The following is an 11609-nucleotide window of genomic DNA, read 5'->3' as shown; positions in this document are numbered from 1 at the left end:
TTTATTCATGGGGTTGACTGGTTTCGACAGCAAGACCAATGGGTAAGTAAGCATGCAGAGAACCGTAGCGCGATCTCTTTAATCCCTTGCTACAAAATTTTAACTGGCAACGAAGAGTTCGCTCTTGCAGCTTAATATCGAAGTATAGTAGATCAAGCGTTTTCCTGAAGATAGTAAGGAAGCAAGATATTCCACAAATGCTCTGTTCTGCGGCGTTTGATCCTGGGATATAGGAATGCGGGAATAAGGTTTCAGATGCTTTGGCTGGAACTCGAAAATTTCAGAAGATAAGCTGGAAGTTGGGTGTCTGCTCTCTGCCTCCAGTCGAAAACCAATAGTAGAATAAGCATGTAGAAATCTTATGTATTGCTTGTTTGGACGAGGGTTCGAATCCCTCCAACTCCACCAATTTAGCTATAACCGTTTGTTTTTCAGGCGGTTATTTTTATTTTAGTCAGTATTTAGTCAGTAACTATCATTTTTTAACAAATTTTTCTATTTCCCTTAATTTCAGAGAATTTGAATTGTTAGCATTTATCAGCATCTGATAAACTAAGTTTTGCTAAGTTCATTGTCAGGTTTATCAAGTTCTAAAAATTACTTCCTTGAGTCTAGTTGGGACCACAATAGTAAACCGTAATACTCAATTATATAAAGTATTACGGTTTTTGTTTTTTAATTTTTCCCAACATTTTCCCAACCATTCAATGAAACTCTTATAATTTAATATATGTTATTAAATAATTTTACAATGAAATAGCAAGTGTAAATCTAACTTTTAGTTGTTACCTAATAAATTAAAAACTCCTCTAAAATTTTAGAGGAGTTATACTACTATTCTATTGATTACTTAGGTGGGGCATCTCTATCTGAAATTCCACTTACATACCAAAACTCAATTTTTGCAATAATTAAATCTTTATAAAAATTTTCAGAATTTGAATTCCAGAACCAATGATATTGATTTAATATTGTACTGGCCTGTTGAAAATCGAAAGGCTGCTGGAAAGTAATTTCAATATGTGGTTCTACATAAAAGTTCCTCCATATTTTTGTCGAACTTTCAGAGTCATTAATGAACATTAATTTTAAAAATTTATTATTATAAGGCCCCGGATCGTATGCTTTTATAATTAAATTTTGCTGTGCTAGGGCTTGTAAAAAAACAGAAAGTGGTTGACCATAATAGCTAGATTTAGTAGGTATTATATTATTAATCTTAGAAATTGTCTCACTATATAAATTAGGATATTGAGTTAAACTCACTGGCTCAGATGTTTGTGATTTACAAAAAGTAAATAATAAAAAAATGAATAGTGCGATAAATATTTTTGCTTTCATAGTATTTTGATTTAAAATTAAGGACATGGTTCAGCTTTAAAAGCTGTTACTTTTTTTCCACCAGATGCGGGAATGGTGTGTTTAAATGAAACAGATTTAAGTGGTTTCAGTTGTCCACCTGCATCTGTCTTAGCTAAATTAATCCCCACATCATATTTTTCCAATATATATGCATATGCTGATTCCATACCGTCATTTTGATCGCTTCCTGAATACGCCGGAAATTTACCTGACATAAAGCTTTTGTATATTTCATTAAAGTCAGTACCTAAATCACTTTTAGTATTAAAAATTCTTCCTTCATTTGTAGTGTTTTCAGAAATTGGATAATTTTCTAAAAATAACAATGCTTTTTCCTTGTTTGTAATGACAAAAGCATATTTTGTACCATTATGTGCGAAAACAAAAGAACCTAAATATGTAGGATATATTTGAGCCGTATTAATCGTAGCATACAGATCCTTAACAGAAGGAGGTGCAGCGCCATGACTTGGATGGCTATGCGCATCAACAAGAGGATCACCTATTGTTGGATAAATAATGTTTACTGATCCGGGGTTTGAAGGATCATTGTTACTATATGGATCTTGTGCAATAATAGATGATCCGGCATTGACAACAGCCATTCCATATTCTGTAAAACTGTTTTTGGCGTGTGATTCCAAGGCTTTTACTTCACTGGCTATAGTGGATACGTGAATAATATTATTTACATTACTCACTGGTCCTTTTGCTATTTTGCATGGATCTTCTCCAAAAGTATCATCTGGGTTCCCGTTTTCACAAGGATTATGAAGTTTATAAAACGGGCCATTCTCAACGGGTACTCTACAAGGGTCTTTAGGAGGTGGGCCACTGCCCGGGACTCCGCCACCGCCATTGTCAGGATTTCCAGGATTTCCACCACCTGGAACTGAAGGTCCTTCTGGTATATATATTAATACTGTTGTACAAGATGTCATATAACATAAGCCACAGTGATCACAAGAACTCCAAGTCTCATGGTTTTTGCAAGACCAGTAATTACTACAAGATTCAGTAGTAATAATTTTATTTGCTTCATTTCCTGAAATATCTGGAGTTTCAAAGTCTTTTAACTTCATTCTTCCATATCTTAAATTATACTTCTTGCCTTTGAATAAATCTTCTGGAATAGCTGTGAAATATTCATTTCCAAATGTCTGATTATCCATATACATAAAAGTATAAAGGAGCTCTTCGCGAATGTCATGTTCAATTTTTCCATCATAAACAATATTTTGAAGAGTATTGTTATCACAATTATTTATACCAGTCACGGTATTTTTGGAGTCAAAAGAAACAAAAATAATTGAACTCATATTTTCATTATCATGAGAAAGAGGAATTATAAGTCCTGTTTCTGTTTCTTTTGCTATCACCTTCATCTTATCCCATAAAGGCATTCCTTTCTGATCACTCATTGTAGAAAGAAAGTCCTTCTCTTTGTTGTAGTTTTCAAGAATGCTAATATAATCTGGAGCGTCTTTAGAGAATTTTGAAACTTGATGTTTGAAAAAATCTGCATTATTTCGTTGAGATTCACTTTCATTTTTTGCAAAATCTTCACTACGGCATGACCACAGTAAGGCCATGAAGGCTGTTAGAAAAAACAGCCTGAGAATAATTTTTTTTCTCATTTAATTGTTGGTTTTTAGGTGTTAAATATAATTAAATTTTCATTATCACTAATATGTGATATTAAATGAAGCTGTTATGACAATTCTATAAGCTTTGATTTTTGCTAGTAGCTAATTTCCAATGCTTTAAAATCATCTGTTTAGCAATTATACAGGCGATCGGTTAAGTACTTTCATAATAATAATGTTTAAAGTTGTTCCTGTTTCTTTGTCACACACAAAAGTATCATGCAGCAGCGACAAAACATGTCGTATTACATAATATCCAGCCAGTATCTTTGGTAAATTTCTATTATTATAAAATGATGAGAAAATACAGAAAGGTACGGAGCAAAGGTCAATCCGTCAGAGAGGTACCGCTAAGAACCCACAAACCAGAAAGACCCCGCCCGTACCCGTATAGGAACACAGGCGCAAGTCTGTCATTTAAGGTTTGCTTGAGGAAAATTAGCGGTTTTCTCTGACCCAAATAACAGCTTACGCTTTTGTTTTCGTTGAAATTATTGCTACGAAGATAAAAATATTTTCAAGAATGTAATAATCATTATTCATAGTCTTTGGAAAATAATTTCTCCAATTCTTTTAAATCTACTTCATCTCTCTGATTTAATTTTTTTCTTATCCGGGCATACCGTTTAGTTATTTTACCATTATAAAATTTTTTGAAGTATTTTTTATGCAGTTCAAAATATAAATGGTCATTGAATTCTGCTCCGAATGTCTTATTCCATACCCTCCATATTTTCGGCTCAATTTGTTTTTCATACATTAAATTAGGATTTGCTGTTCTGTGTTGAAAATAACCATTGATCAGATGTAATTTACGGCAATATCGACCCGTGAAGGGACAGATAAAAAACCAAACTAAACCTTTTCCTAGATTGGAGGTTTTAGAGGCAAGCTGTATTTGATAATTTATTTTTTCATCGTTGTTGAGAATATAATTCAAGGTCAGGACCCCGGCGTCATTATCTATGATGCTAGACACAGAAATGCTGTTTTTATCCCCTGTTTTATTACTCCATGTTATAACTCCTGATTGTATAGAGTTAGGTGATAAATAGTCATGTTTAGATAAAAATTTAAGATCTAAAAATCTTAAGTCTTCAACCGTTAATGGAAAATTTGCGTACCGTCCCATAGAATAAATTTACGTCTAATTTTCGAAACCTAAATTATTAAGGAAAACAGCAAGCGTTTCATTAAATTTTCTTTGCCTAATCCTTTTTAACCTGCATCGGATTTTAATGATTATTCAAAGCTTACCAATTATCACTATTATTATTTGATCCTAATATGTACTCTTTTAATTTACCATTTAAATTATTAAAATAAACCGAAATATCCGACACGTATTTATATCTATTTCTAAATTCGCCATTTGATTTTCTTACAAAATTATATCCGCTTGACTTTGTGGGTTTGGATAAATCCAAATTAGTAAAAGGAGACGAAGAAAACTTAGGAAATAATGCATCTTCTTCTTGAAGTGATATAATTTCAAATTTATATTTATTGTCTTTTAATGATATTTCTATTTCAAATTTAATAGGCCAGAGAATAATCCCTCCAATCGCTGGGCGTCTCATAGCTGTATTACTTACACCTTCAATCCTTATATACTCATTCTCGATCATTCCTTTTATTACTTTGTTAGGAGTATCAAATTCTCTATTTACCCAGTCTATTACTTTTTTATATGCCGCTTCTTTATTAGTGCCATTTATTTCAGTGATAACATATTTTGTTAAGCCATCATCAGTAATAGTAAATTCATTATTTTGTGCCTTTAAAATTGTTGATAAGACGATTAAAAATAGAGTTAAAAAAATTTTCATTTGCTGTATTTTTTCTATTTCACTTAGTCCCAATATGAAAAGTTTATTAATTATAGAAAGCGTGGGACTTAACCATATCTATTTCTTGCGAGGCCCTGGTAAGCCATTAGGTAAATAAATAGGAAAGCCCACGCCTATGGCATGAGCATTCGCATATTTAAATACACCTAATTTTGAATTTACCAGATTCCGCAAGGTATAATAAATGCTAACGCTTTTGTTTCGTTAAAATGTGAATTGCAAATCTAACTAAAGTTTTAGACTTTCAAAAATTTTATTTTTCAATATCAATTCCACGCTCTTTTTTTAATTCTCGATCAAAATCATATATTTCATTGTCAATAAGATTCCCGCTATGTTAAATGAAATGTTAACTTTTGTTAGGTTCGATTTATTTATTTTTATTTTTCATATTATCAATTGCTCGCTGGATTTCCTCTTCATCGTTAAATATTATACGTCCTTTTTTGTCTCGTTCAACAGTACGACCGTACATACATTTACAGCCATATTTATCTCCTGTATTTATATGTGGTAATAAGGGATTTTTTATCATTTCTTGAAGAGGAAATTTCTTATTATTATCAATGCGACAAATAGGATTGTCTTGATTTGCTATTATTATCACTAAATCATTAACTAATGACGATGATGTTTTCGCATAATCTTTTAGTCTTAAATCAAAACCTTTCTTCTGATATTCGTAAACCCCTTTGCCGTCCATTTCATCTATTGAATATCTTGCCATTGTAAAAAACAAATTACTTCGAGTAAAAATATCTTCTGTTTTAATTAATGTAAGATTATTAAGAGCAGACCAAATAAATTCTTTAATTGTTTGTGTATCCTGCCAATTTAGCTTACCTAGCTCATTTTCAAGTTGTACTTGTTCATAACCGTAAATAATTAATGAATTATAATATTTATTTATGATAGCGTAGGATTTTTTGATATTACCAATCTCTTCATTTTGTATCTTAGTTATGTAGTAATTTTTATTATTGATCTTTCTAATAAAGATCTGCTCTCTACAATTCCCGCAAGAAAACTTACTTAAGTTATTATCATTGAACCTAAATTTACAGTTAGGACATTCTAAATTTTTATTGAAATTTAAAAGTTTTTGGTCCATTTTTAATTTATCAAATTTGACATTGATATTTGGACCTCCGAAAACAAAGTTTATCATATAGGTAAGCTAGTTAATACAGATATAAATATATAAATAACTTTCAGAATGTTAACTTTTGTTAGGTTCTAAAATTAAACTGTAGCTGATTCGGGCTGTAGTTTCTTTTTTCAAAACTCTTCTGATTGTGTATTTTGTTTGTGTAGGCATTTCGGATATTGTGCGAAATATAATACAATTGCTCTTCCCATTTCAAAGGTTTTGTTTTTTTGGTTAAATATTGCCTTTCAACCAAGTTATATTTAGCAGGTTCATTTTCTCGGTAATATTTCAAACCAGCAATACATAAAAAAACACTATCCTTTTTCTGCATAGAAATATCTAATCCAGTTACTAAACAAATACGGTAAACTGTGGGTTCCGGCTGTCGGTTGTTTTCCACCTTTACTATAGTTGGAATATGCACACCGATTTTTTGCGGTTTTACTCCATTTGTGGTTTCAGGTTTTATAAGTTTACCCAGTTCTGAAATCGTAGAATTTGCACACTCATTTAATAGTTTCAATTTCTCATCTATTACCGTGTAGATAAGGTTTTGCAGACCGTTTCTTCCTAATAATTTATAATATCTTTTCTTCGACTTTATAAAGGTGTTCCGGTGGTTACTTTCGAGAATTTCCAGCCAAAAATCAGTGTTACAAAATTTAACGCCTTTTTTCGTTCGTTTATCAAATATTAATACGTTTCCCCACTCCGCTAAAATGACATCTGACAACAGTCTGAAAATTGTCGGATCAGTCAAATCTTTTAATGTCTTTATTCCTTTTAAAACTAAATATTTGGATTGACGGGTTTTGCCCTCAAACCGAAATATATTTGGCTCTGCATATTGCGGAAACTGTAGTGTTTTATTGTATGCCTTAACCCCGAAATAATCAGTACCGGCAAAATAACACTGTTCTAACTTCGGGAATTTTACAAATTGTTTCCGGTGGTGAAATCTTAACCATTTAACCAAATCAGAAACATTGTTCGGGGCGGTCACGTTAATTCCAAATTCTAACCCTATGACGTTGCAAAGTTCCGGATCAACTCCGAATTGCATACAAAATTTGTTAATCGTATTAATGCAGTCTGTAACTGTAAAATCGTTAGCGTTGTGCAATCCTGTATTAAATAATTTGTGCAAACTCCCGTCTATCTCTAACCGGTTTTCGTATCGTGTGAAATTTAGGTTTAAATAAGACTTTTTTCCTACTTTTTTTAAAGTGCCGTCAGACTTATTTAAATAGGTATGTTCACTGTGATAAATAAGGTCTGAATGGTTCCAAACCTCATTTATTTGCAGTGTATCAACTATTATTATTTTGATATAATCCAGCATTATTTTTACTATCTTTACGGTTCAAATAGTTACTATTTGTAAGGTTTGAACGCCTAAAGGGAATGCAGTTTTTTTGCGCTCCCTTTTTTATTTAAAATTTCTGAATGATCGAATTTATTATCCTGTGGCGGTCAATTGCTAAATGTGGATAGAATTGTTTGTATACCCTTAAAACCATCGTTTTCTCGTTGTCAGGAACAAATACCACTATTAAAGATTTTACACCTTTTACGGGCAAATCTGAATAGTAGAAATTAGGTATTCCCGTGGGTCGTAATCCAATTAGAGTGCATTTCGTCCAGTTGGACGCATTCCGTATAATCAAAAGGTTTTCGGCTCCCGTTATGGAATTATAACCGTTATTCTTTTGCGTACGGACTAACTCCGGCAATAGGTCAGGGCGGTCTGCAGAATTTAGCTTGTATTGTCTAAATGTTTTTTTAACCTCGTCAAGTATGCACGTTAATTTGTAATGATCCGGTGTGAACGTCTTTTCCATGGCAATAAATATTAATCGTTAATAATCATTGCGTTTTCAATTTCATCCAAACGGTAATAAACCCGGGAACCTAATTTATAAGATTTTAGAATTTTCCGTTTTCTCCATTCGTGAATGGTGGGTTTTGTTACCGCAAACCTTTGGCAAACCTCATCAGCTGACAAATACCTTTTAGGTTCGTTTTCGGTTAGGGTTTTTAGAATGTCGGCAAATAAAGTACTTTTTACTTCGTTTGCAATTTCCCGAATCAGGTCGGCAGGTGTTACACCATAAAAATTAATTGTTTCCATTTTTATAACAGATTTTAATTGTTTCGTTAAATCTGTTACGAAGATGTTGTTAGTAATTAATTAGTAATACTAAATTTTACTTAAATTAAAAAATGCTAACTTTTAATGGTTAGCATGTATATTTTTAATTTTAAGTTTTATTAATTCCCTTTCTGCCTTTTCCAAGTTTTCAGGGTTTTTATAAGGACTATTTTTGTCGTCGTCATCTCTACATGGTTTTAACATCGGATATAAATAAGAATTTAGCGTTTTGCTGTCTATTCCAGTAATTGCAGAAAGTATTTCGGACGTGTGTGAAATTGTATCGGGTTTGGTCTGAATGGTTTTGATATAATTTATTATCCCTAATCTCTCTAACATTATTAATTTTACTTTGTCTGAATTATCGGAAAAATCCACTTCTGGATTATCTTGTACACTATAAATTGGTTTCCGATCAGTTTCCCTAAATGCCTGTTTAGCGTTATCAATTTTCTCGTTTATTAAGAAAATAATGCTCTCTAAAGTAACATTTACAGTTACATGTTTTCCTAACTCATTTCTACAGTTTTCATATTTCTTAAATATATCTGTTAAATTATTTTGCTCTTCCTCATCAAATTTTTTTCCCGCTCTTATTTCTCTGATAATTTGCCCTAATGACAACCCGTGATCATTTACTATGTATGGAGGTAACATATTTGTAAGACCAAGAGTTTTCCCATACATGTTATAATGATTGGCTATCGTCATTAATTCACCACCATACTTAGATAATAGCGTCATATTCTCGTGAGATAAAAGTTCGTATTTTTTTTTATATTCCCTCAAATATTCCAATAATGTGAATTCGGGAAATTTTTCAAATGCATCTAAATAGCAATCTTGAAATTCGGTTAAGGCTTGGTACATAGGTAGTTCCATTACTGAGGTTTGAACGTTTAAACAAATATAATATTAATTAGCGGTTTTAGTTTTTTCAGGTGATTCCGGGGCGGTTCCGGGATGGTTCCAATAATTAAGAATTTCTTTTGATTGGTCGTTAAAATCCTTACCGATATAATTTAAAAATTCCTTTTCGGTTTTATGACCTGTTACTGCCATTATTATAGGTGTCGGAACCTTAATATAATTGTGCGTCGCAAAACTCCGTCTGCAGACGTGGGACGAAATAATTTCACATAACGGGTACTGACCGTAAACAAATCGTTTTGATTTTGGATCGAATTTTTTACCGAAATCCAAACGGTTTATTTCTGCCTTTTTCGCTATGGTTCGTAAATGGTTATTAAATATGGTTTTCGCACTTTCAATATTTGCAGAAAAAACGGGCGGAAATTGTCCGTTCCTTTTCTCAATTATCTTTTTAACCTCATCGTGCATCGGAATTAAAACCCCGTTTTTAGTCTTTTGTTGATGTAGATTAATAAATGTATGTCCGTCGATATTTGTAAACATTTTGGGCGTCATTTGCAGTAAATCGGACGCTCTTTGCCCGGTATAAAATCCGATAATTAACCAATCTTTTGCGGTTTCCAGTTGAGGTTCTAAGAATGTCAATTGCTGTATATCTCGCAGTTCCTTTTCTGTTAAAAAAATGGTCGGGGTTTCTGTGGTGTAACCTTTAATTTCGTCTATGTTTTTACTGACTTCAATATTTAGAGTTTTAGCATGGTTAATAATCGTTTTAGGATATTTAATATAACGTCCTATTGTACCTTTTGCTATTCCCTGCTCATCTAAAAACTGCTCAAATTTATTTGATACGGAAACGTTCCAGTCAGAAACTTTTAACCGTCGATTTCCTGTCTTTACAAATGCATTAATTTTATTGATAATGGTTATTTGTTTTTTCGTAGTGGCATCTGCTATTCGTTTGCCCCTATTTGTCCGAAATGGCAATACATCAGTTTTGTAATATTCTAAATAATTATCCAAATAATCTAACTGTGAAAGTTTTCGCCCACCGTTATAATTGGCTGTTAAAACCTCTTCTAACCAAATACCGTTTATAATTTCGGTTTCGTTTCGTTTCCGGTATTGCTCCAAAATAAAACTTTCAATTTCTTTTAGTTTCAATTTTAGATTGTCAATTTCTTTTAAAGTTTCCTCTGTTCCTGCCTGAATGTTTTTAGGCTTTCCCGTTTTTGGATTCCACTGATCCGGGTTTATTGTTTCTCGGGTTTTTCGTTTAAATGATTCTTTGGCAGAAATTGAAAGACGGGCATAGATGGGTGCATTTTGTCCTTTGGACTGTAGAATAAATTTGATAGTAGCCATATCTGTAAGTTTTGAACAACACAAAGATACAACTTAGTCAGTGGTTAGTCAGTATTTAGTCAGTAATTATTAACCGTATCTTAATTTATTTAACTTTCATAATTTTTAATAAAGTCATAAAACCCTTTATTAACAGTCATTTAATATAATATAGAGCAAAATAAAAAATCGGTATAATTTAAACTGATTAATTATTTATAGTCCCTCCAACTCCACCAAGATTATCACCATCAAAATAAAAACACTGTACAGCTACAGTGTTTTTTTTATTTTTAAGTTGACATCATTTACTCAAAGTACAAGCAGGCTATGATTCATCGTATAAGCAATGAGCTCTGCGGAAGTTTTTGTATCTGTTTTTCTTCTGAGGTTACGTTTATGATTTTCCACTGTATGATAAGAGAGAAAAAGTTTCTCTGCAATTTCCGGACTGTTGAAACCCTGTGCCATAAGCCTCAGGACGTCTTTTTCACGATTGGTAATATGAGGTTTATCGACATCTATTTTAAGCTGATGCTGGTCAATATGTTTGAAATACTGAACTTCATCATCCGTAAAATCCATGATGGAAAGTAGCGGCAGGTTTTGAATAATGAAATGGGAAAGATCGTAAATAAAGACTATAGAAGCTTTTATTTCGAAATTATTAATAATCTGAATCGGAGATTGCAGTAATATCCAGCGATACTCTCCATTCCGGTTAATCATTCTGCCGTAATGATTGAAGGTTACATCGGTTTTTCCTTCCCTTAGAAACTGTAAACGGACATTGGCGGAAAATACAAAGGCAGCCATCAAATACTCTCTGTCTTGCGGATGAAACAGATTAATAAAAAATTCGGTCCCTGAATCCATCCACTCTTCTTTGCTGAAAGGAGTAAATTGTTCAATATTTTCGCTGATCCGTTCTGTTTTCATTCTTGTCCCATTATTAATAAACCACAAATAGGGCCCGATAGCAAAACTTTTAGCATTTTGAATGGAATCATCAAAAAAATCAAAATAATTTTCAGGCAGTTCACCGTTTTTCTCATTAAAATAATCGTTAAACTGCTTTTCATCCATTGGATTAATCCTTTTTTTCATAATATTTTATGGATATTAAATTATACATGCCGATTATTAAATCTATAGCGATAATTATACCAATGAAAACTAATAAGCCATAGCAATTCCTGTCCATATTCCCCTTAGTCTATGACTTTAGAAAT

10 protein-coding genes and 1 other RNA gene are annotated in these 11609 nt (G+C 32.3%); 1 reads left to right on the top strand and 10 read right to left on the bottom strand.

The features are described 5' to 3' along the window. Nucleotides 1-9: 9 nt before the first annotated feature. Nucleotides 10-408, top strand: a transfer-messenger RNA (tmRNA) gene (gene ssrA / locus JET18_RS00905). A 438-nt stretch (nucleotides 409-846) separates the two neighbouring features. On the opposite strand, the gene JET18_RS00900 is transcribed toward ssrA, so the two are convergent. The 10 genes from JET18_RS00900 to JET18_RS00855 all read right to left on the bottom strand — a co-directional run bounded on the left by JET18_RS00900 (nucleotide 847) and on the right by JET18_RS00855 (nucleotide 11484). After that, the gene (locus JET18_RS00900; RefSeq protein ID WP_202088527.1) at nucleotides 847-1341 is read right to left on the bottom strand and encodes a hypothetical protein; all 495 of its coding nucleotides are present in this window, start codon (nucleotides 1339-1341) and stop codon (nucleotides 847-849) included. Between the two features lie 17 nt (nucleotides 1342-1358). Beyond that, nucleotides 1359-2999, bottom strand: coding sequence for a hypothetical protein (locus JET18_RS00895; RefSeq protein ID WP_202088526.1), 1641 nt, complete (start codon nucleotides 2997-2999; stop codon nucleotides 1359-1361). 544 nt (nucleotides 3000-3543) lie between these two features. Beyond that, nucleotides 3544-4140 (bottom strand): hypothetical protein, encoded by a 597-nt coding sequence (locus JET18_RS00890; protein WP_202088525.1) that lies wholly within the window; start codon nucleotides 4138-4140, stop codon nucleotides 3544-3546. Between the two features lie 121 nt (nucleotides 4141-4261). Next, nucleotides 4262-4837, bottom strand: a complete 576-nt coding sequence (locus JET18_RS00885) for a hypothetical protein (protein ID WP_202088524.1) — start codon at nucleotides 4835-4837, stop codon at nucleotides 4262-4264. Nucleotides 4838-5228: 391 nt separating this feature from the next. Beyond that, nucleotides 5229-5969, bottom strand: coding sequence for a hypothetical protein (locus tag JET18_RS00880; protein ID WP_202088523.1), 741 nt, complete (start codon nucleotides 5967-5969; stop codon nucleotides 5229-5231). A 118-nt stretch (nucleotides 5970-6087) separates the two neighbouring features. Next, a complete protein-coding gene (locus JET18_RS00875) occupies nucleotides 6088-7350 on the bottom strand; it encodes a hypothetical protein (RefSeq protein WP_202088521.1) in 1263 nt (420 codons plus the stop codon). 510 nt (nucleotides 7351-7860) lie between these two features. Next, nucleotides 7861-8139: a helix-turn-helix transcriptional regulator gene (locus JET18_RS00870; RefSeq protein WP_202088519.1), complete on the bottom strand. Its 279-nt coding sequence runs from the start codon at nucleotides 8137-8139 to the stop codon at nucleotides 7861-7863. 102 nt (nucleotides 8140-8241) lie between these two features. After that, a complete protein-coding gene (locus tag JET18_RS00865; protein ID WP_202088517.1) occupies nucleotides 8242-9042 on the bottom strand; it encodes a hypothetical protein in 801 nt (266 codons plus the stop codon). Between the two features lie 33 nt (nucleotides 9043-9075). After that, nucleotides 9076-10398, bottom strand: a complete 1323-nt coding sequence (locus JET18_RS00860) for a tyrosine-type recombinase/integrase (protein WP_202088515.1) — start codon at nucleotides 10396-10398, stop codon at nucleotides 9076-9078. A 291-nt stretch (nucleotides 10399-10689) separates the two neighbouring features. Further along, entirely contained in the window at nucleotides 10690-11484 is a 795-nt protein-coding gene (locus JET18_RS00855) for a LuxR C-terminal-related transcriptional regulator (RefSeq protein ID WP_202088511.1), read from the bottom strand. Between the last annotated feature and the right edge of the window lie 125 nt (nucleotides 11485-11609).

Origin of the sequence: Chryseobacterium endalhagicum (assembly GCF_016745235.1) — a bacterium.
Classification (GTDB): Bacteria; Bacteroidota; Bacteroidia; order Flavobacteriales; family Weeksellaceae; genus Chryseobacterium; species Chryseobacterium endalhagicum.
The sequence above is the reverse complement of the archived record's forward strand: the minus strand, read 5'-3'. Positions and strand labels throughout refer to the sequence as shown.

What these genes read in the sequence shown, in the direction of transcription:
- JET18_RS00860 (WP_202088515.1), bottom strand. Translation starts at nt 10,398, where the DNA reads ATGGCTACTATCAAATTTATTCTACAGTCCAAAGGACAAAATGCACCC.
- JET18_RS00855 (WP_202088511.1), bottom strand. Translation starts at nt 11,484, where the DNA reads ATGAAAAAAAGGATTAATCCAATGGATGAAAAGCAGTTTAACGATTAT.
- JET18_RS00875 (WP_202088521.1), bottom strand. Translation starts at nt 7,350, where the DNA reads ATGCTGGATTATATCAAAATAATAATAGTTGATACACTGCAAATAAAT.
- JET18_RS00870 (WP_202088519.1), bottom strand. Translation starts at nt 8,139, where the DNA reads ATGGAAACAATTAATTTTTATGGTGTAACACCTGCCGACCTGATTCGG.
- JET18_RS00895 (WP_202088526.1), bottom strand. Translation starts at nt 2,999, where the DNA reads ATGAGAAAAAAAATTATTCTCAGGCTGTTTTTTCTAACAGCCTTCATG.
- JET18_RS00865 (WP_202088517.1), bottom strand. Translation starts at nt 9,042, where the DNA reads ATGGAACTACCTATGTACCAAGCCTTAACCGAATTTCAAGATTGCTAT.
- JET18_RS00880 (WP_202088523.1), bottom strand. Translation starts at nt 5,969, where the DNA reads ATGGACCAAAAACTTTTAAATTTCAATAAAAATTTAGAATGTCCTAAC.
- JET18_RS00890 (WP_202088525.1), bottom strand. Translation starts at nt 4,140, where the DNA reads ATGGGACGGTACGCAAATTTTCCATTAACGGTTGAAGACTTAAGATTT.
- JET18_RS00885 (WP_202088524.1), bottom strand. Translation starts at nt 4,837, where the DNA reads ATGAAAATTTTTTTAACTCTATTTTTAATCGTCTTATCAACAATTTTA.
- JET18_RS00900 (WP_202088527.1), bottom strand. Translation starts at nt 1,341, where the DNA reads ATGAAAGCAAAAATATTTATCGCACTATTCATTTTTTTATTATTTACT.